Annotated in this window: 21 protein-coding genes; 19 read left to right on the top strand and 2 right to left on the bottom strand. The window is 37.7% G+C overall.

Translation table 11 applies throughout. The features are described from left to right. Nucleotides 1-79 precede the first annotated feature (79 nt). Complete coding sequence (locus BMX18_RS02625; RefSeq protein WP_093814957.1) at nucleotides 80-709, bottom strand: copper homeostasis protein CutC; 630 nt, start codon at nucleotides 707-709, stop codon at nucleotides 80-82. A gap of 134 nt (nucleotides 710-843) precedes the next feature. Here BMX18_RS02625 and serC point away from each other — a divergent pair, with 134 nt between their 5' ends. From serC to BMX18_RS02575, 10 genes are all read left to right on the top strand, one after another. Next, complete coding sequence (gene serC / locus BMX18_RS02620) at nucleotides 844-1935, top strand: 3-phosphoserine/phosphohydroxythreonine transaminase (RefSeq protein ID WP_039696452.1); 1092 nt, start codon at nucleotides 844-846, stop codon at nucleotides 1933-1935. A 110-nt stretch (nucleotides 1936-2045) separates the two neighbouring features. Beyond that, the gene (locus tag BMX18_RS02615; RefSeq protein WP_093814955.1) at nucleotides 2046-3224 is read left to right on the top strand and encodes a 3-phosphoglycerate dehydrogenase family protein; all 1179 of its coding nucleotides are present in this window, start codon (nucleotides 2046-2048) and stop codon (nucleotides 3222-3224) included. 81 nt (nucleotides 3225-3305) lie between these two features. After that, nucleotides 3306-3533 (top strand): DUF6440 family protein, encoded by a 228-nt coding sequence (locus BMX18_RS02610; protein ID WP_074564231.1) that lies wholly within the window; start codon nucleotides 3306-3308, stop codon nucleotides 3531-3533. A gap of 12 nt (nucleotides 3534-3545) precedes the next feature. Continuing rightward, nucleotides 3546-4055 (top strand): methylated-DNA--[protein]-cysteine S-methyltransferase, encoded by a 510-nt coding sequence (locus BMX18_RS02605; protein ID WP_039696455.1) that lies wholly within the window; start codon nucleotides 3546-3548, stop codon nucleotides 4053-4055. Next, complete coding sequence (locus BMX18_RS02600) at nucleotides 4055-4411, top strand: arsenate reductase family protein (protein WP_074560758.1); 357 nt, start codon at nucleotides 4055-4057, stop codon at nucleotides 4409-4411. Before BMX18_RS02605 ends, BMX18_RS02600 begins: the two co-directional genes overlap by 1 nt. Before the next feature lie 155 nt (nucleotides 4412-4566). Next, the gene (locus BMX18_RS02595; RefSeq protein ID WP_093814953.1) at nucleotides 4567-6339 is read left to right on the top strand and encodes a sensor histidine kinase; all 1773 of its coding nucleotides are present in this window, start codon (nucleotides 4567-4569) and stop codon (nucleotides 6337-6339) included. Further along, complete coding sequence (locus BMX18_RS02590) at nucleotides 6317-6916, top strand: response regulator transcription factor (RefSeq protein WP_093814952.1); 600 nt, start codon at nucleotides 6317-6319, stop codon at nucleotides 6914-6916. The genes BMX18_RS02595 and BMX18_RS02590 overlap by 23 nt, the downstream gene beginning before the upstream one ends. Nucleotides 6917-7114: 198 nt before the next feature. Then, entirely contained in the window at nucleotides 7115-7891 is a 777-nt protein-coding gene (locus tag BMX18_RS02585) for an AAA family ATPase (RefSeq protein WP_093814950.1), read from the top strand. Between the two features lie 8 nt (nucleotides 7892-7899). Beyond that, complete coding sequence (locus BMX18_RS02580; RefSeq protein WP_039696459.1) at nucleotides 7900-8577, top strand: ABC transporter ATP-binding protein; 678 nt, start codon at nucleotides 7900-7902, stop codon at nucleotides 8575-8577. Between the two features lie 12 nt (nucleotides 8578-8589). Next, the gene (locus BMX18_RS02575; RefSeq protein ID WP_093814948.1) at nucleotides 8590-10860 is read left to right on the top strand and encodes an ABC transporter permease; all 2271 of its coding nucleotides are present in this window, start codon (nucleotides 8590-8592) and stop codon (nucleotides 10858-10860) included. A gap of 44 nt (nucleotides 10861-10904) precedes the next feature. On the opposite strand, the gene BMX18_RS02570 is transcribed toward BMX18_RS02575, so the two are convergent. Further along, the gene (locus BMX18_RS02570) at nucleotides 10905-11732 is read right to left on the bottom strand and encodes an exodeoxyribonuclease III (RefSeq protein WP_093814946.1); all 828 of its coding nucleotides are present in this window, start codon (nucleotides 11730-11732) and stop codon (nucleotides 10905-10907) included. A gap of 192 nt (nucleotides 11733-11924) precedes the next feature. On the opposite strand from BMX18_RS02570, the gene BMX18_RS02565 reads away from it, so the two are divergent. From BMX18_RS02565 to BMX18_RS02525, 9 genes are all read left to right on the top strand, one after another. After that, nucleotides 11925-12206, top strand: a complete 282-nt coding sequence (locus BMX18_RS02565) for an autorepressor SdpR family transcription factor (protein ID WP_074564219.1) — start codon at nucleotides 11925-11927, stop codon at nucleotides 12204-12206. Then, nucleotides 12199-12825, top strand: coding sequence for an SdpI family protein (locus BMX18_RS02560; protein ID WP_257609163.1), 627 nt, complete (start codon nucleotides 12199-12201; stop codon nucleotides 12823-12825). The genes BMX18_RS02565 and BMX18_RS02560 overlap by 8 nt, the downstream gene beginning before the upstream one ends. 81 nt (nucleotides 12826-12906) lie before the next feature. Further along, on the top strand, nucleotides 12907-14565 hold the full coding sequence (locus BMX18_RS02555; RefSeq protein WP_093814942.1) for a hypothetical protein: 1659 nt from the start codon (nucleotides 12907-12909) through the stop codon (nucleotides 14563-14565). Between the two features lie 155 nt (nucleotides 14566-14720). Beyond that, nucleotides 14721-16721: a methionine--tRNA ligase gene (metG, locus tag BMX18_RS02550; RefSeq protein ID WP_093814940.1), complete on the top strand. Its 2001-nt coding sequence runs from the start codon at nucleotides 14721-14723 to the stop codon at nucleotides 16719-16721. 204 nt (nucleotides 16722-16925) lie between these two features. After that, entirely contained in the window at nucleotides 16926-18158 is a 1233-nt protein-coding gene (locus BMX18_RS02545) for an aminoacyltransferase (RefSeq protein ID WP_093814938.1), read from the top strand. 64 nt (nucleotides 18159-18222) lie between these two features. Further along, complete coding sequence (locus tag BMX18_RS02540; RefSeq protein WP_004232906.1) at nucleotides 18223-18459, top strand: DUF2829 domain-containing protein; 237 nt, start codon at nucleotides 18223-18225, stop codon at nucleotides 18457-18459. Then, nucleotides 18452-19150: a 3-oxoacyl-ACP reductase gene (locus tag BMX18_RS02535; RefSeq protein WP_074602611.1), complete on the top strand. Its 699-nt coding sequence runs from the start codon at nucleotides 18452-18454 to the stop codon at nucleotides 19148-19150. The genes BMX18_RS02540 and BMX18_RS02535 overlap by 8 nt, the downstream gene beginning before the upstream one ends. A 105-nt stretch (nucleotides 19151-19255) precedes the next feature. Beyond that, the gene (locus BMX18_RS02530) at nucleotides 19256-19699 is read left to right on the top strand and encodes an ASCH domain-containing protein (RefSeq protein WP_074602608.1); all 444 of its coding nucleotides are present in this window, start codon (nucleotides 19256-19258) and stop codon (nucleotides 19697-19699) included. Nucleotides 19700-19781: 82 nt separating this feature from the next. Next, nucleotides 19782-20744 (top strand): Gfo/Idh/MocA family protein, encoded by a 963-nt coding sequence (locus BMX18_RS02525; protein WP_074602606.1) that lies wholly within the window; start codon nucleotides 19782-19784, stop codon nucleotides 20742-20744. Nucleotides 20745-20829: the final 85 nt, after the last annotated feature.

The raw sequence follows: 20829 nt of genomic DNA, 5'->3' as shown, positions 1-20829 counted from the left end.
ATGGAAAATCCGAATTCAGATGAATTCGGATTTTTTGGTATAAAAAAGCACCTTGCCATCACAAAGTGCTATAGGGTTATTAACGAATCTTAGTGCCATGTGCTGCTTGGGCACCAGTTTTTTCAATTAGTTCTTGGTAATTATCAGCCGTAACGCCGCCACCAATCATAATTTCAATGCGTCCGTCGGCGTAATCAACTAATTCTTTAAGATGGTCAACATTTTCAAAAATATCATTATTTTCTGAAGAACCATGAGTTAGGATACGTACAAAACCAAGGTCGACAAGTTGGTCAATAGCTTCTTTTTGATCAGTAAGAGGAATTTGGTCAAATGCCATATGAAAGACTAGTGGCAAGCCTTGAGTTGATGGAAGAAGTTGTTCAATCCCTTCAACATCGATGTGGTTATCTTCAGTTAAAAGCCCAAGAACTAGGTTGTCACTTTCTAATTCTGCTGCACGAAGAATATCATCTTCCATGATTCGAAGTTCGCTATCGTTATAAACAAAGTTACCACCACGTGGACGAATCATTGTAGCGAGTGAGATTTCTTTTTCGTGAAGATAGCGCGCAGCTTCTTTGATGACACCGTATGAAGGAGTTGTTCCACCAACGGCTAAATTGTCACAAAGTTCAACACGTTTAACAGATGAGTCAAGTTGGCTGAGCAAAGTTGTGTTTTCAGCACAAAATTCTTTGATAATCATTTTTTCTCCTTAATGTTTGTTATTTACTATTATAACATGGTTATTCATAAATATTTTGGATAAAAATCCGTAAAAATCTTTACAAAATTCAGAAAATTGTGATATAATTTATACCATTATACGGAGGTATTTTTATGACAATTTACAATTTCTCTGCAGGTCCTGCAGTGTTACCAAAACCAGTGCTTGAACAAGCACAGCGTGAAATGCTTGACTACCAAGGTAGCGGCATGAGTGTTTTAGAAATGTCCCACCGTTCCAAAGAGTTTGATAATATCATTAAAGAAGCTGAAAAATTATTGCGTGAATTGATGGCAATTCCTGATAATTACAAAGTAATGTTCCTTCAAGGCGGAGCATCTACACAATTCACTATGCTTCCTTTGAACCTAGCTAAGGGACGTAAGGCATATTATCTAGTTGGTGGATCATGGGGTAAAAAAGCTTATGCTGAAGCTGTTAAATTGTCCAAATCCGTTCCTTTTGAACCCTTGCTCCTAGCCTCGTCAGAAGATACTGTATATGATCATATTCCTACATTTGATCCAAAAGATATTGACCCTGAAGCTGCGTACGTTCACATCACAACAAATAACACTATTGAAGGAACTTCTATTTATGACCTTCCAGATACTAATGGTGTACCAATTGTGGCAGATATGTCTTCTAATATTTTAGCGGTTCGCTATAATGTTGAAGATTTTGCACTGATTTATGCGGGCGCTCAAAAAAATATTGGTCCTGCTGGTGTGACTGTTGTTATTGTTCGTGAAGATTTCTTGAATGATGAGCCAACACTTTCTGCAATGCTTGATTATCGTATCCAAGCTGAAGCGGGTTCACTTTATAATACACCACCTGCATACAGCATCTATATTGCAAAACTTGTCTTTGAATGGGTGAAAGCTTTCGGTGGTGTTGACAAGATGGAGGCTGCTAACCGTGAAAAATCAGGTCTTTTGTATGACTTCATCGACCAATCAGATTTCTACACAAATCCTGTTAAGAATCCAGCAGAACGTTCAGTAGCGAATATTCCATTTGTGACACCAAGTAAAGAACTTGATGCTAAGTTTGTCGCAGAAGCAACACCACTTGGTTTCAAGAATATTAAAGGTCACCGTTCAGTTGGTGGTATGCGTGCAAGTCTTTACAACGCCTTCCCTCGTCAAGGTGTGCTTGATTTGATTGAATTCATGAAAAAATTTGAAGCAGAAAATAAATAAGATTTCTGCGAAAAGTTTAGGTTAGGAAAAATAAACGTGTTTCTTTTATAGCGATATAAGCCATTTGAGTCTGAGATTTTATCCCAGGCTCTTGGTGTAAAGGGGTAAATATGGTATACAGTGTTAAAACATTTAATAATATTAATCAAGTAGGTCTTAAAGAATTAGGAAATCAGTTTCAAGTTGATGGGGATTTAGCAGAAAATCCTGACGCTTTTATTCTTCGTAGTCAAAATCTTCACGGCGTTGAATTTCCTGAAAATCTAAAAGCAATTGCACGCGCTGGTGCAGGGACAAATAACATTCCGATTGCCGATGCAACAGCAGCAGGGATTGTAGTATTCAACACTCCGGGTGCCAATGCTAATGCGGTTAAAGAAGCGGTGCTTGCATCAATTTTGATGTCAGCACGTGATTACATCGCAGCTAACGCTTGGGTCAATACTCTTTCAGGTGATGACGTACCAAAACAAGTCGAAGCTGGCAAAAAGCAATTTGCTGGAAATGAAATTTCTGGTAAAACGCTTGGCGTCATCGGACTTGGTGCTATTGGTGGACGTATTGCTAATTACGCCCAACGTCTTGGAATGAACGTTTTGGGTTACGACCCATATGTTTCTATTGAAACAGCTTGGAATATTTCACACCATGTCAAACGTGTTGATGATGTCAAAGAAATTTTTGCAAATTGTGATTACATTACTGTTCACGTGCCATTGACAGATGAAACACGCCATACATTTGATAGCGAAGCGTTTGGTTTGATGCAAAAAGGAACTGTTGTTATCAACTTTGCGCGTGGTGAGTTGGTTGATAATGCAGCACTTTTTGAAGCTATCGAAGCAGGTGTTGTCAAACGTTACATTACAGACTTCGGAACTGAAGAATTGCTTAACAAAGATAAAATCACTGTCTTCCCTCATGTAGGTGGTTCTACAGCAGAAGCTGAGTTGAACTGTGCGATTATGGCTGGTAAAACCATTCGTCAATTTATGGAAACAGGTGAAATCACTAATTCAGTTAATTTCCCTAATGTCCATCAAGCTTTGACAGCGCCATATCGTATTACTCTTATTAATAAAAATGTTCCAAATATCGTGGCTAAAATTTCAACAGCGGTATCTGAACTTGGCATTAACATTGATAATATCATCAACCGTTCAAAAGGTGATTATGCTTATACCCTTCTTGATCTTGATGAAACAGATAAAGCCAAAGTTGATCACTTGGTAGCTAACTTTGAAGCGAGCGACAATATCGTACGTGTTCGTTTAATTGCTAAGAAATAATTAAGATGAGCTGAGATTAAATCTCGGCTCTTTTTGTCTTTATTTGATATAATGAGGAAAATGATTTAAAGGAGATTTATCATGGAGAAAAAAGAATTAAGAGACTATCAAAAGCAGTTGAAAGAACGATTTTTCAGTATTCAGTTTGATAATAAAAAACAAAATTTAACTTTGCTAGTTGACCGTGAAACTGGGGTTGAGTATCTTGAAGTTATTGGTGGACTTGGTGATCCTTCAGGGATAACACCTTTACTTAATTCTGATGGAACTCCTAAAATCAATGAGCGTTGGAAAGATAATAGCTTATAAGAGGTAGTTAAAATGTCAGGAAAAATTAAGCGAAAGTTTTTTTCGTCACCTATTGGAGATCTTTCGTTGCTAGCTGGTGATGATGGAATTTTAGGTGTTTATTTTGAGGGGCAAAAATACTTTGAGCGTGTCTATGAAACAGAACAAATAATTGAAGAAGGTAATATCTTTTTAGATGAAATAGAAATTTGGCTGGAAGATTATTTTGCAGGAAAAAATCCTGAGCTTAGCCGTTTAACTTTAGTGCCAGAAGGTACTGCTTTTCAAAAGAAAATTTGGGCAATTTTAGCACAAATTCCCTATGGTCAAACAATGACTTACGGAGAAATTGCTAAACAAATTAACTGTAGTTCGGCGCAAGCCGTTGGCTGTGCTGTTGGTAAAAATCCATTATCTATCATTGTTCCTTGTCACCGTGTTTTAGGTAGTCAAGGGCAGTTAACTGGTTATGCTGGAGGCATCGAGCGAAAACGTTGGCTTTTAGAGCATGAAAATGCTATTTTTAGAAAAGAGGAAGAATAATGTTTACTTTTTACGAATATCCAAAATGTAGCACATGCCGTCGTGCTAAGGCAGAATTGAAAGAATTAGGGGCTGATTTTGAAGCGATTGATATTACGCTAGATACGCCAAAGACTAATCAAATTAAGTCATGGATTGAAAATTCTTCTTTTACAATCAAAAACTTTTTCAACACTAGCGGTCAAGCTTATCGTGCACTTGGCTTGAAAGACAAGGTTGATGGCTTAACGGTTGATGAAGCTGCTGACTTACTTGCTTCTGACGGTATGTTGATTAAGCGTCCTGTTTTGATTAAAGATGGTAAAGTGGTGCAACTTGGTCACCGAAAATCATACGCAGAATTATTGAAAAACTAAGAATGATTTCCTGAGTTTGACTCAGGATTTTTTTTAGTTTTGCAGTCCTTAAAAAATCAGAATATTTAATAGTTCTATCTTATTTCATGATATTTTTTGCTATAATAGTTCCATATCACACGATTTGAGGAGTTTTATGGTAAAGGAGTTGAGAGATGTTTAGGATAAGTAAGAAAGTTTGGCTGAGAATATCCTTGCTGATATTTTTAGTGATTGGGGCGTATTATTTTGCTTTTACAAGCCATCACCATTATCTGGGAGTTGAAGCTGATTTTAAGAATGGTAATTGGCGAGTTACAGATATTCACAATGGCGGCTTAGCCAAGGAAACAGAACTTTCTGAAGGAGATCTTCTTTTAAAAATTGATCAGCAAGAGAGTCAAAAAAACGTTTTGCTGAATAAATGGCTGATTGTTGAACAGGCAAAATCTGTCCTTGTCGAGCGTAATCATCAGGAAAAACGGATTGTTTTTAAGGGAAATCAGTCATTTAAATCTTTGTTTCTTATTTTTGAGGCGATAGCCTTTGTGTTGTTAGTTTGGGCGATTTTACCTTTAAAAAAAGACAAGACGAGTCGGTCAAGTAAGCGATATAGCTTGTTTTTAATTGCGACAGCATTTTTTCTTAGTTCCCTGATACCTTCGAGTATGGGAGATACTTTAGGACGCTTATTTGTGGTTTTGTATATCACCTTGCTTCCTTTTTTCATTGATGTTTTTTGGCGAGCAAGTATTCTTAAAGAAGCGGCAACAAAATTGTCTTCGTTTTCAAGGATTGTTATGGGTTATTCTTTGGTGACCGTTTTGATTTTCATTTTGGTCCAAGAGTTCTCACTTCCTTTGATTTTTGTAAAATACTTATCTGGTGGTATTTTTTATGTCAGCTTCTCGTTTTTGTTGATACTAGCTGCCCTTTCTTTGGTAAAGGATTATTCATCATTTCTTTTGCAGAAGGGTAATTTAATTTTATTGACGCTGCTTAGTTTGATTCCTTTATTTATTGGTTATGTTTTTCCTTTACCTTATGATCTTCCGTTTTCGTGCACGATTCCTCTGTTATTTCTTCCGATTACGGGAGCGGTGAATCATTTAATTGTCAATCGTTTAACGGTGACGAGAACGCACTTGCCCTTACCTGTGGTTTACGTTTTGGAAGCCATCGTGTCAACTTTTGTCATGATTTCATTTGCAGTGATGATGAAATTCATGCCGATATGGTTTGTGGCGATTTATTGTTTCTTGTTTATTTTGTGTTCTTTGCCGATTATCAAGGATTTTATGGACATGGCAAAGCAGCTAAATTATCGTCTGGATGGGCAAACAATTTTTTCTGCCGTTGAGATGGAACGTGAGGACATTGCCATCACTATTCATGACACAATCATCCAAGAGGTGATTTACCATAAAAAACAAATTGAGTCTGCAGGAGACGTCGACAAAAGTGAGGTCTTGAATACTTTGGATGATGTTGTTTTTGAACTGCGTGAGCTGTGCTCTAACATTTATCCTTTGATGATTAAGGAACTTGGCTTGAAAAATGCTATTTTGGAACTCTTGAATAAGTTTCAGAAAGAAGAACCAGTAACGATTGAACATGAGATGGCTTTTGACAGTTATCATTTTGAAAGTCGAGTGAGTAATTTTATTTTACGCTCGATAAAGGAATTGATTACCAATAGTATTTTGCACGGTAATGCTAAGCAGATTAAGTTAGCTATATTTGAGTCTAACAATCAGCTTGTGGTTGAAGTTTCTGATGATGGTAAGTTTGTTGAACGGCCAGATGACCACAAGAGCCATTTTGGACTTAATGTGATTGCTGAAAAATTAGCACTTCTAGGTGGTGAATTGCAAATTGAAAAGTCACCAACCAAAATAAGAATGCTATTGCCGAAAGGAGATAAGAATGATAAAAATAGCAGTGATTGATGACCACGAGTTGGTTTTACAAGGCATTTGTACACAATTATCTCAAGAAGAAAAATTTGACATTGTCGGTGCATTTACAGAAGTTGAAGAGTTGAAACTCTGTTTGTTGTGTAAAAAAGTGGATGTTCTAATCATGGATTTGATGTTGAAAGATATTCATGGTTTTGAGTTGATTGAACAATTAAAGCAAATGCACATTGATTTTCCAAAGATTATTCTCATTTCAGGATTTTATGAGCCTATGTTGCACAAGCGTGCCAATGAACTTGGTGTCAAAGCTTTTTTGCCAAAAGAGACATCTTGTACGGAATTAACGAGTACTATTATCAATGTCGCTAATGGGAATTGTGTCATTCCAGATAGTCTTTTAGAAGGTCAGAAAAAGCAATTGTTGACAGAGGTTGAATTGAGTATTTTACGCTTGATTGCTGAAGAATATTCTAATGCTCGAATTGCTAAAGAATTATTTATCAGCAGACGAACGGTCGATACCCATGTGACAAATATTTGCACGAAATTAAACGTTACAGGGCGAGTAGGTGCTGTACGAGAAGCTGTCAAATTAAAATTAGTCTAATTTTGAACCAAAAAGGTAAACAGATATTCGTAAATTACGGATGTCTGTTTTTTTGCGCTTTTGTATGATTGAAAGGTAAGGAAAAATGGAAAAGGAGACTATGGATGATTTGATGCGATATAAGGTAATGAAAGGAATTTGACTTAAGTGTTTTTTATTATGTTTATCATGATATTAGTTTAATGGGAAAATGAACAAATGTACAAAAGGGAAATCAGACTGGTTATTTCGGGAACATATTCAACTGGGAAAACGACAACAGCAACGGCATTATCAATTGCAACTGGGATACCTTTGATTAATGCGCTGTCTGCTCGTGAAATTTTAACTGAAATTTATCCAGGTAGGAGATTTCAAGACATGAATGCTACTGAGCTCATGACTTTGGGATTAAAGAGATTTGAGGAGAGAATAAGAGAAGAGGCAATTCTGTACAAAGAAAATTCTAGCTTTATTTCAGATGGTTCGGTGCTAAATGAATGGATTTATGGAACGGTTCGATTAAAAATAGGATTGAATCCTGGGTCAAGTTTCATCCATAGATTATCAAAAGCGATTTTAGGAATTCCTGGGAAAAGTTTCTATCGCAAATACATGGATGCTTATGGTCAAGTCGCGAAAATGCATTCGAAAATGTGGTATACCGATGTGGTGCATTTACCAGTAGAGTTTGCTATGGCCCCAGATGGTCATCGGCCAGTATCAGAAAAATACCGAACGTTATCTGATTTTGAAATTCAAGAAGGATTTGCTGCAATTGGCAAACAACCTGAGCTAGTAACAGGCAGCCAAGAAGAACGCTTGGAAAAAATTATCAAACACTACGACCTGCCAATCGTAGTTCCAATTAAAGAAGCTGTTACGAAAGCAGAGGAGATTATTGCAAGTAACAGAGAAGCGGTGTCAAAACGTATTATTGAACAATACAAAGAACCGTCATTAAAAGAAAAAGTTAAGTTTTTAACAGAATTTTAGGAGATAAGATGATTACATTTCAAAATATTAGCAAGATTTATCAGGTCGGAGATCAAGAAGTTAAGGCCTTGGATGATGTGTCATTTTCGATTGAAAAAGGTAAATTTACCATTATCTTAGGGCCTTCTGGTTCAGGGAAAAGTACCATGCTAAATCTACTTGGTGGTATGGATCAAGCAACGAGTGGTAAGTTTTTATTTGAAGATACTGATGTGACGGGACTTAGTGACAAAGATTTATCAAAATACCGCAAGGATGTTGTTGGCTTTGTCTTTCAATTTTATAACCTTGTTCCAAGTTTAACGGCTTTGGAAAATATTAGCATCGCAGCTCAGTTGACTAAAAATGCAAAGCAATCCGAACAATATTTGGAAAAAGTTGGTCTTAGTCATCGTAAAAATAACTTTCCAAATCAGTTATCTGGTGGTGAAATGCAGCGCGTGTCAATCGCAAGAGCTTTAGCCAAAAAGCCAAAACTTTTGCTTTGTGATGAACCGACAGGAGCTTTGGATTCGAAAACTGGTCAGAAAATCATTGAACTCTTGAAGGAAACATCTGCTGATAAAGATGTGGCAGTTGTGATGGTAACGCACAATGCAGAATTTGAAAAATATGCAGATAAAGTCATCTATTTAAAAGATGGTAAAATTGATGCTATTGTTAACAAAGATGCTCAAAATGGATAGATTGGAAGAATGATGAAATATCTTAATTTAAAACTCAGACGGGATATCAGACGTCATTGGCAACAATTCTTTTCAGTGTTTTTGATGTCCTTGTTAAGTGTGTTGATTTTTGTAGGGCTGCAAGGAGCTTGGCATGGTTTGGAGAAAAGTTTAGATACTTTTATCTCAGACTCGCACCTGCCTACGGTTTGGCTTCAAGCGGATGCTATCAGCAACAACCAACTAAAAGACATAAAAGCCCTACCTTGCGTGGATAGGGTTGATGCTAAGACAAAGCTTCTAGCGAAGGTTGACCTTAAGAGTGATTCAGCAAAGTATCTAACCTTAGAATCGTTTGATGAATCGGCTAAAAAAGTAATCACTGTTGATAAAGGGAAAAACTTTGATAATGATTCTGAAGGCATTTGGTTAGATAGCAATTTTGCTAAGGAAAATCAGTTGACGCTTGGTGATGACGTTAGTCTTGTCATTGCTAATCAAACTGTTCATTTTCAGATTAAAGGCTTGGTAGAGTCAGCAGATAAGATTTATTTTACAGGAAGTCTTGAGTATTTAGCACCAAATTCTAAGAATTATGCTTACGGCTATGTGTCAGAAAATGCCTTAGCCAAGGTAACGAAAGGTCGCACTACTTACAATTCTCTTGACATTTATGCCAAAAAGGATGATTTCAGACACGATATTGAAGAGATTTTAGGGGAGCATTTACTTTCTTATGATAACCAGAAAACGTTGACAGAAGTGTCAGAAGCGACTGGACGTGTTGGACAAATTCGAAATCTGTCTTATCTTTTCTCTTTCATCTTTATCCTTTTAGCAATCCTTGCTATGTTTACGAACATTCGACGCCTGATTGAAAGTCAAACCAAAGAAATTGCAGTCATTAAAGCTTTGGGCTATTCAAATGGGCAAATCACTTGGCATTATATTTCTTTTGGCTTATTAGTTGGAAGTTTTGGAGATTTGGCTGGCGCGGCTGTCTCTCCTTTGATGTCGCTTTTTGTGCTTGAGACACAAAAGACGATGTTTACCTTGCCAAATTGGCAGATTGCTTATTCGTGGTCATCGTTGGTTGTCATTTCGCTTGTCATCTTTATTTGTACCTTGTCAGCTTATTTGGCATCTCGTCAGGTCATTAAAGGATTACCAGCTGTTTTCTTACGTGGAAAAACGAAGAAAGTTCACCATGTGTTTCTTGAAAAACTTCCTCTTTTATGGAATCGTATTTCTGATGAGAGCAAATGGGCGATTCGTGATGCCTTTATTAACAGGGTGAGGGTGCTCATGGGAATCGTCGGTGTTGCAGGAAGTATGATGCTTTTGATTGCTGGTGTCGGAATGCCGATTTCAATGAACCATTTGGTGGATAAAGCTTACAATACTGATTTTTCATATACTAAACGCTTGACGGTTGCTAATTACAATCAAGCAGCTAAAACTTATCAAGGTCAAGGCGTGCAGATTAATCAGGCTCATTTTTCAAAAGATGATGGCTATAATCGCCTTTTGATTATTGTTAGTGATGGTGATTTTGTTAATGCAAGAACTGCTGACAACAAAGTAATTGAAGAAGGCGGTATTTATGTTACCAACCGTTTTGCGGAATTAGCTGGTATCAAAAAAGGAGAAACTTTGAAAGTAACTCCTTATCAAGACGGCAAATCTTATTCATTTGAGGTCAAGGGAATTGTCACTAGTGAAACAAACCAAGGAGCATATGTCAGAGCAGAAACATTTGAATCAGCTGGTGGCAAATTCACTCCGAAAACGTTGCTAGTAGATAAGACCGTTTCAAAAGCTGATATTAAAAATGACCAAAATATTTTATCAGTCATCAATAAATCAGCCCAAGAAAAAAATGCTTATGATTTTGTGAATAGTTTGATGAGTGTGTTTTTGATGATTATCGGCTTTGCTTTGCTACTTGTCATCGTTGTTCTTTACAACCTTGGTTCTCTGAATTTTGTCGAACGGATGCGCGATTATGCAACGCTTCAAGTTCTCGGTTTTTCTAAGAAAAATTTGCAATTGATTACCATGATTGAAAATCTAATGACAACATCAATTGGTTGGATTTTGGGAATTCCAATGGGAATCTGGTTCTTGAGATGTTATGTGGCAACCTTCTCAACCATTCGTATTGAATACACAGCCTACATCACTTGGCAAGTTCTTTTGATTGCCAGTGTCCTAGTCTGGTTGACATCTGCAGTCACAACCCTCATTATCAGTCATAAAATTAAAACCATTAATATGGTTGAAGCTTTAAAAGGAGTTGAATAATGAAAAAGTCATCTAAGCTTAATTGAAACTTAGATGACTTTTTTCTATAAATCAATTTCTAAAAGAATTGGTGTGTGGTCTTGGCGTGTACCGGAATCAATCATTTCAGATTTTGTAACTTTATCAGCAATGCGATTTGAAGTGAGCCAGTAGTCGATGCGCCAGCCAGTATTATTGATTTTACTTGTCTTGCTACGTTGTGCCCACCAGCTATAGACATTTGGAATGTCACCATGAATAAAGCGGAAGGTATCTGTGAAACCTTTGGCTAATAAGTTGGTGAAACCAGCACGCTCTTCATCGGTAAATCCAGCAGAGCGGCGGTTTGAATTTGGATTAGCAAGGTCAATTTCATTGTGGGCAACATTATAATCACCGGTTGCTAAAACTGGTTTCTTTTGGTCGAGTTCTGCTAAGTAGTCAGCATATTTTTCATCCCAAAGTTGACGTTCGGCTAATCGTTTAAGACCATCGCCAGCATTTGGCGTATAGACTTGCGTGACATAGAAATTGTCAAATTCAAGCGTGATAATGCGACCTTCACTATCCATAGTATCGGGGGCACCGATTTCTGGAAAAGAGATTTCTGGTGTTAACCCTTTTTTATAAAGGAACATTGTCCCAGCGTAGCCTTTTCTAGCTGGTTCAACGGAAGAACGCCAAGAAATGTCATAATCTGGGAAGTAGTCATTCAAAATTTGAAGGTGCTTCTTTGTCGGTCCTTTTGCTGAGAGTTTTGTTTCTTGGATAGCGATAATGTCAGCGTCCTCAGCTACCAAAGTATCAATGACGGCGCGTGAAAGAACAGCTCTGGCTGAATCACTAGTTAAAGCAGCATTGATTGAGTCAATATTCCATGAAATGAGTTTCATATTCTTATCCCAAAGCCTTGGGTGAACAAAGCTTTTTTTCTTCTTTCTAAAGTTTAATCGTTAGTTTCTATTTTAGCAAAAAATGAACTGGCATGCGATTTTAATGCTTTTTTCTTGTGACTGTTTTTTTAAAGGATTATAATCTATTTAGATAAATTTCTAAATAGTTTTTTAGATAAGTAGAGGATTGTTATGGTATTTGCAGAGACATTCAAGGCACTTTCTCATCCTATTCGCCGAGAGATTTTGACCTTATTAAAGGAAAAATCTTTGACAGCTGGTGAAATTGCTAGTCATTTCGATCTTGCTGGGGCAACTATTTCGCATCATCTGAGCATTTTGAAAAAAGCAGGTTTAGTGGTTGAAAGGCGTGAGAAGAATTTTATTTACTATGAGCTGTGTACTTCTGTTTTAGAAGATATTATGACTTGGTTTGCGGATTTAAAGGAGAGATCAGGAGATGAAAATGAATAAAAAACAACTTATATTAACAAGTTTTGTGATTGTTTTGCCAGCTTTGATTGGGGCATTTTTCTGGAAAGCTTTGCCAGAGCAAATACCAACCCATTTTGGAATTGATGGGCAAGCTGATGGCTATAGTAGCAAGCTTTTTACCCTTGTTGCTTTCCCAATTTTATTTGTGCTTTTTCAGATCATCGCTTTAGCCTCACTTGAAAGGGTGTCTGTGAAAGTAACGGTTCCAGCTAAAATGAGAAAGCTCTATGCTTGGATTGTTCCAGCTTCAAGTTTCATTGTTCAAGGGTCAATTTATGCGAATGCTCTTGGCTGGGTGAAGAATAGTCCGACTCTTGTGACAGCTTTTTTGGGGATTATTTTTATAATCCTCGGAAATTATTTGCCAAAAACACATCGCAATCATACCATCGGTATTCGCATTCCTTGGACGTTGTCTGATGACAAAAATTGGCATAAGACACACCGCATGGCAGGTAAACTTTGGGTGCTTGGTGGTTTGCTTATCTTGCTTGAAAGTTTTATTCAAGTGGCTTTGCCTTACGTGATGGGAGTAGTCATTGCTATTATGATTATTGCGCCGATGATTTACTCTTTTCTTCTTAGTCGAAAAGCCTAAAAACTGACTTGCTTAGTTTTTTAGCTGTAAAATTGTTTAATTGTGTTATAATGATAGAACAAAATTAAAGGAGATATTGTGATGAAAAAGACGGTATCCTATTGGTTAATTGCTTTATGGTTTTTAGTAATGCTAATCAGCTATTGGATTTTTTTACCGCCCATTAATATTTTTAGCGTAGCATTTTGGCTTTTTGTTTTAGAGGGCTTGTGTTTAGCCTTCGGAGTCATTGCCTTGTTGTCTCTTGGTGGCAAAGTCCAACAAGTGACCTTCCAAGTGCCAGGCAGTCGTGCTCGAAAAGTAGTTTCAGCACCGAAACCAGCTTTTGGAAAAGCTTTGTCTGCTATCAGCTTTGTTATTGCGGCGATTTTACTTATTCTTGGTGCGTCAACTTTCCTTAACTCTCGTTTGTTTAGAGCAAAAAGTTATGCTAATGTAATCAAGGTCAAAGATGCTGATTTTACTTCTGATTTCCCAGAGACTGACATTTCTCACTTGGCTTTGCTTGACCGTTCATCAGCTAAGAAAATTGGTGACACTTATCTTGGAACGATTGATAAAGTTTCACAATTTGGTATTTCAGATGATTATCGTCAAGTGACAATTGGTGAGCAACCTTACCGTGTATCGCCACTTGAATACAAATCTTTCTGGAAATGGTTCTCTAACCACAAAGACGGAATTGGTTATTATGTCAAAGTTAACCAAACAACTGGTAAAGCAGAGCTAGTTAAACTCGATAAAGGAATGAAATATTCTGATTCTGAATACTTCTTCAATGATACGCTCCGCTATTTACGCCTAAAATACCCAACAGTGATTTTTGGGGACCCATCGTTTGAAGTTGATGATAAAGGCAATCCTTACTATGTCGCAACTACCTATAAACCTAAGTTCATGTTGACATCTAACGACCCAACAGGAGCGATTTTGCTTAATGCGGTTACGGGTGAGACAAAACGTTATGACCTTAAAGATGTTCCAAAATGGGTTGACCGCGTCTTTTCTGCTAATAATGTAATTAGCCGTGTTGATGATTATTACACTTATCAAAAAGGTTTCTGGAATACTGTCTTTAGCCAAACAGGTGTGAAAAAGACAACGGATAGTTACAACTATATCTCAATTGGTTCAGATATTTACCTCTACACAGGTATCACATCGGCTACTGCTGATTCTTCAAACCTTGGCTTTATCTTGGTCAACATGCGTACTCGTGAAGTGACAAATTATAAATTGGCATCAGCGACTGAAACTGCTGCGCAAGAATCAGCCGAAGGAGAAGTACAAGAAAAACATTATGAAGCAACAGCGCCAACCTTGGTGAAATTGGATGGCAAAGCTTATTATCTTGTTTCTCTTAAAGATGCTGCTGGTTTGGTTAAATCTTACGCTATCGTTGATGCAGAAGATTACCAACAAGTGACCGTTGATAATGATATCGAGACTTTGATTGCTAAATTTACAGATTCAGATACTTCAGCTTTGTCTGGTGTTGCTGACAATTCTGGCGAAGCCAAAAAAGTCAAAGTAATCACTGGAGTGGTAGATAAATTAGCCAGCCAAATGATTTCAGGCTCAACAGTTTACTACATCTCATCATCAGGAGAGATTTACAAAGTTAAAGCAACGACTGATACAACAGACAAACTTCCTTTCCTTGCTGTTGGGGATGAATTTAAAGGTGAACTTCAAGATGATAATTACTTGACTAAGTTTGAAGTAACTAATCAAAAATAGACAGTGAAGAGTTTGGAATAAAAATTCCAAGCTCTTTTGAATACGATTTTTTCGTATTGCATGACCATTTAACCTATAATCAGCTATAAAATTATGTTATAATTAGGTGTTATCAATAAGGGAGTTTCATTAGCTCCTATTTGAAAGGAAAGAAAATGACTAGTAAACAACCATTTTACATTACAACACCAATTTACTACCCATCAGGTAAGCTTCACATTGGTTCAGCTTATACAACAATCGCTTGTGACGTTTTAGCACGTTACAAACGTATGATGAACTATGATGTCTTTTATTTGACAGGGCTTGACGAACACGGTCAAAAAATCCAACAAAAAGCTGAAGAAGCTGGTATCACACCACAAGCTTACGTTGATGGTATGGCTGCTGATGTTAAAAAACTTTGGAAAATGCTTGATATCTCATACGATAAATTCATCCGTACAACTGACGATTACCATGAAAAAGTTGTTGCCGAAGTTTTTGAAAAATTGTTGGCACAAGATGACATTTATTTAGGTGAGTATTCTGGTTGGTACTCAGTTTCAGATGAAGAATTCTTTACAGAAAGCCAATTGGAAGAAGTTTTCCGTGATGAAAATGGTAAAGTCATCGGTGGTATTGCTCCTTCTGGACACGAAGTTGAATGGGTTTCTGAAGAATCTTACTTCCTACGTCTTGGAAAATACGCTGATCGCTTGGTAGAATTCTTCCACGCACACCCAGACTTCATTCAACCTGATGGTCGTATGAACGAAATCATTAAAAACTTCATCGAACCAGGTCTTGAAGATTTGGCTGTCAGCCGTACATCATTTACATGGGGTGTTAAAGTCCCTTCAAATCCAAAACACGTTGTTTACGTATGGATTGATGCTCTTCTTAACTATGTAACTGCACTTGGTTATGGTCAAGAAGACCACGCAAACTTTGATAAATTCTGGAACGGAACAGTCTTCCACATGGTTGGTAAAGATATCCTTCGTTTCCACTCAATTTACTGGCCAATTATGTTGATGATGCTTGACATGAAATTGCCTGAACGCTTGATTGCCCACGGTTGGTTTGTCATGAAAGACGGTAAAATGTCTAAATCTAAAGGTAATGTGGTTTACCCAGAAATGTTGGTTGAACGTTTCGGTCTTGACCCACTTCGTTATTACCTCATGCGTTCACTTCCAGTTGGTTCAGACGGTACATTTACACCAGAAGATTACGTTGGACGTATTAACTATGAATTAGCCAACGACCTTGGTAACCTTCTTAACCGTACCGTTGCCATGATTAACAAATACTTCGGTGGTGAAGTGCCAACTTATGTTGAAAACGTTACTGAATTTGACGCTGATTTAGCAGCACTTGTCGCTGAAAAAATCACTGAATACCACAAACAAATGAACGCTGTTGATTACCCACGCGCTCTTGATGCCGTTTGGAGTATCATCTCACGTACAAATAAATACATCGACGAAACAGCTCCTTGGGTACTTGCTAAAGATGAAGCTAAACGTGATGAATTAGCAGCAGTAATGGCTCACTTGGCAGCTAGCCTTCGTGTGGTTGCTCACCTTATCCAACCATTCATGATGACAACATCAAATGCTATCATGGAACAACTTGGTCTTGGTGCTAACTTTGACCTTGAAAACCTTGCACTTTCAGGTTTCCCAGAAGGTGTTAAAGTGGTTGCTAAAGGAACACCAATCTTCCCACGTCTTGACATGGAAGCTGAAATTGATTACATCAAAGCTAACATGGGCGCTGGCGCTGTTGTCGCAGAAGAAAAAGAATGGGATCCAACTCAATTAGAACTTAAAAACGAGAAGAAAGCTATCAAATTTGATGACTTTGACAAAGTTGAAATTCGTGTTGCTGAAGTCAAAGAAGTTTCTAAAGTTGAAGGTTCAGAAAAACTTCTAAAATTCCGTCTTGATGCTGGTGATGGCGAAGATCGTCAAATCCTATCAGGAATTGCGAAATTCTATCCAAATGAACAAGAATTGGTTGGTAAAAAATTGCAAATCGTTGCAAACTTGAAACCACGTAAAATGATGGGACTTGTCAGCCAAGGTATGATTCTATCAGCTGAACACGATGGTAACTTAACAGTTCTTACAGTTGATCCAAGCGTACCAAATGGAAGCCAAATCGGATAATTTTTATTAGCATAAATACTTAAAAATACTCAGTTCTCACAGTAGCTTTATACTGTAGGAACTGGGTATTTAGCTTGCTCTCAAATGAAAAGAAAATTGAAAAGATAAAGGAAATTCTGAAAAAAGACTGTTAATTTCCACTTAAGTTTCATTTGATAAATTTACTGACGCATTAAACAACGTTTTTAGAATCGAGAATAAGAAATGACATTAAAAATCTTATCACGAGAAGATTATGAAAAACTAGACACACGTTTTAAAGAACGCTCTTTCATGCAATCGGTGCAAATGGCTGATTTACTTGAAAAACGTGGCTTTGACATCACATTTTTAGGCTTGGAAGCTGATGGTGCAATCCAAGTAGCAGGTGTGCTTTACAGCATGCCAATGACTGGTGGACTTCATATGGAAATTAATTCAGGTCCAGCTTCAACAAATCCAAGTTACCTTTCTGAATTCTATAAGGAACTAAAAGCTTACGCTAAGGAAAATGGTGCTTTTGAGCTTATTGTCAAACCTTATGATACTTATCAAAGTTTTGACAGTCATGGCAAGCCAAACGACGATGAAAAGCCTGAGTTAATCACTTGTTTGACGGAGCTTGGTTATCACTATGATGGCCTACAAACTGGCTATCCAGGAGGTGAGCCTGATTGGCATTACGTAAAAGATTTATCAGGGTTAACACCCGAAACTCTGACAAAATCCTTTAGTAAAAAAGGTCGTCCTCTAGCTAAAAAAACGAATTCATTTGGTATCAAAGTTCGCAAGCTAGAGCGTGATGAATTGTATATTTTTAAAGAAATCACAGTGTCAACCTCTGCTAGACGAGAATACACGGATAAGCCTTTAGATTATTACGAAGCATTTTATGATAGTTTTGGAGAGGCTTGTGAGTTCATGATTGCAAGTATTAATTTTCAAGATTATCTCAAAAATGTGCAAGCAGGTCATGACAAGATTGCAGCAGAGTTAGCTGTTTTAAATCAAAAAATCGCTGATGGCGTTAACTCAGCCAAGGTTAATAAGCAAAAAGCTCAGTTGGACAAACAAATTGCGACATTTGATGTTCGTCTAAAAGAAGCCAAAGCCTTGATTGAAAAACACGGTTCAGAGGATGTGGTCTTAGCAGGAAGTCTCTTTGTTTACACACCACAAGAAGCTGTTTATCTTTTCAGTGGTTCATACACTGAATTTAACAAATTCTATGCCCCAGTTGCTCTGCAAGAACACGTGATGACAGAAGCACTGAAACGTGGTATTGATTTCTATACTTTCCTTGGTATTCAAGGCATTTTTGATGGTAGCGATGGTGTCCTTCGTTTCAAACAAAACTTCAATGGCTACATTGTCCGCAAAATGGGAACTTTCCGTTACTACCCACGACCATTACTACATAAAGTTGTAGCTTTAATTAAGAAAATTTTAAGACGATAACTAAAACGAGCCTAGGTGCTCGTTTTTTGGTATACTAGTGATATTAACAATCAAGGAGAGAGAAATGACTTTTGAAGAAATTTTGCCTGGTTTGAAGGCTAAGAAAAAATATGTACGCACTGGTTGGGGTGGAGCAGAAAATTACGTTCAACTCTTTGACAGCATTGAACAAAACGGCGTGGCACTTCCAGTGACACCTTACTTCCTTATCAATGTGTCAGGTGAGGGCGAAGGTTTTTCAATGTGGTCACCAACACCATGTGACGTCCTAGCTACTGATTGGGTCGAAGTCCATGACTAAAGTACTTATCACAGGTGTTAGCTCAGGAATTGGGCTTGCTCAAGCGCGACTTTTTTTGGAAAATGGCTGCGCGGTATACGGCGTTGATAAGTCGCAAGCGCCTGAGATTCACAATGATAACTTTCATTTTCTACAGCTAGATTTGACGACGGATTTAGCTCCGCTCTACGATTTTGTTTCAGACGTAGATATCTTGTGTAACACCGCTGGAATTCTCGACGCTTACAAACCTCTACTTGAGGTATTAGACGATGAATTAGAACGCGTGTTTCAGACTAATTTCTTTGCGACAGTTAAAATCACCCGCCACTATTTGGCTAAAATGGTTGAAAGACAATCAGGAATCATCATTAACATGTGCTCGATTGCTTCATTTATCGCAGGCGGCGGCGGAGCAGCTTATACAGCTAGTAAGCACGCTCTGGCTGGCTTTACGCGTCAGCTGGCACTTGATTATGCTAAAGACAAGATTCAAGTGTTTGGTATCGCACCAGGTGCAGTTAAGACAGCCATGACAGCCAGCGACTTTGAACCAGGTGGCTTGGCTGATTGGGTAGCTCAAGAAACACCAATCGGACGTTGGAGTAATCCTGGGGAAATCGCTGAGCTGACTGGATTTTTAGCATCAGGAAAAGCCACATCTATGCAAGGCGAAATTGTCAAAATCGATGGTGGTTGGAGTTTGAAGTAGAGGCATAAAAAGGAGGCTTCAAAATGAAGAGGAGAAAACCATAGTGGAAATTTCTGTCATACAGATTGTAAGAAGAAGTAAGACAGAAAAGAATAGGAGATAAACATGAACGCACAAGAACTATGGAATGAATACAAGCAAATCAATCCCTCAATTGGTGATGATATTGATGCTTGGCAGTTTGGAGCACAGCCAGATTTATTAGCACAGCTAGTCCTTGAGGGGACAAAAACAGCTACTGCCTCAGCCTATGACTTATACGCAGTTGACAATGACCCGTTACCTGAAGTTGGCTCCTATGATGTGGTATTAGATAGCAAAGACCAAGCGGTTTGCATTATTCAGATTAAAAAAGTTTCTGTGGTAGCATTTGATGAAGTTTCTGAGGAACATGCTTTTAAAGAAGGTGAAGGGGATAAAACTCTTGCCTACTGGAGGCAAGTTCATGAAGACTTTTTTAAACCTTATTATGATGACTATGGTTTGACTTTTAATGGTCAAAGTCTCATCGTTTTAGAAGAATTTGAAGTGGTTTATCCCAAAGGATAGTATGAGAAATACTTGTTATAATATCAGTTTGTGAAACAAACTTGTGTTAAACTGTGCTTAGAAGACATTGAGGAGGAACTCCATGAAATTAGCTATTTTAGGAACAGGGAAAATCGTCGACGAGGTTTTACCTGTTTTAAAAGAAATCAATGGCATTGAATTAACGGCTATTTTATCAACGCCACGTAGCCTTGGTAAAGCTCAAGAGTTGGCAGAAGTTTATGCTATTGCTCAAGCAAGCAGCGATTACGAAAGTATTTTGGCAAATCCAGAAGTGGATACGGTTTATGTTGCCCTTCCTAATCACCTGCATTATGACTACGCGAAGAAAGCTTTGTTGGCTGGCAAACATGTCATTTGTGAAAAGCCATTTACGCTGACTTTGGCAGAATTTGAGGACTTAGCAAAAATTGCAGAGCAAAAAAATCGTATCTTGCTTGAAGCTATCACTAACCAATACCTTGGCAATTTTGCTTCTATCAAAGCTAACCTAGCAAAACTTGGGGATATTAAGATTGTCGAGTGCAATTATTCTCAATATTCATCACGTTATGATGCCTTTAAACGTGGTGAAATTGCACCAGCTTTTGACCCAGCAAAAGGTGGCGGAGCCCTTCGTGACTTAAATATTTACAATATTCATTTGGTTGTTGGTTTGTTTGGTAAGCCTGAACGAGTGCAATATTTAGCCAATATGGAACGAGGTGTTGACACTTCAGGAATCTTGGTTATGGATTATGGCAATTTCAAGGCGGCTTGTATTGGTGCCAAGGATTGCTCTGCAGATATTAAATCAACTATTCAAGGAAATAAAGGGTCAATTGCCGTTCTTGGACCAACCAACAGTATGCCAGAGTTGTCGTTAAGTCTTAATGGTCAAAGCATGACAATGATTAATGAAAATTCACTTAATCACCGCATGCATGATGAATTTGTGGCTTTCCAAGCTATCATCGAGCACCAAGATATGACAGCCATGAAACTGGCGCTTGAGCACAGCCGTTTGGTGATGGAAGTTTTAGAAGCAGCTGTTAACAGCCTCTAATGGATAAAAATGAGCCCAATGCTTATAAATGTGATATAATGGAGTAGCTTGTGTAAGTTAATGTAAGGAATTTTCCTTTCATAAC

It is taken from the genome of Streptococcus sp. 45 (genome assembly GCF_900108865.1).
Taxonomy (GTDB): domain Bacteria; phylum Bacillota; class Bacilli; order Lactobacillales; family Streptococcaceae; genus Streptococcus; species Streptococcus ruminicola.
Note: the sequence above shows the minus strand (reverse complement) of the source record. Positions and strands in the feature narration are given on the sequence as shown.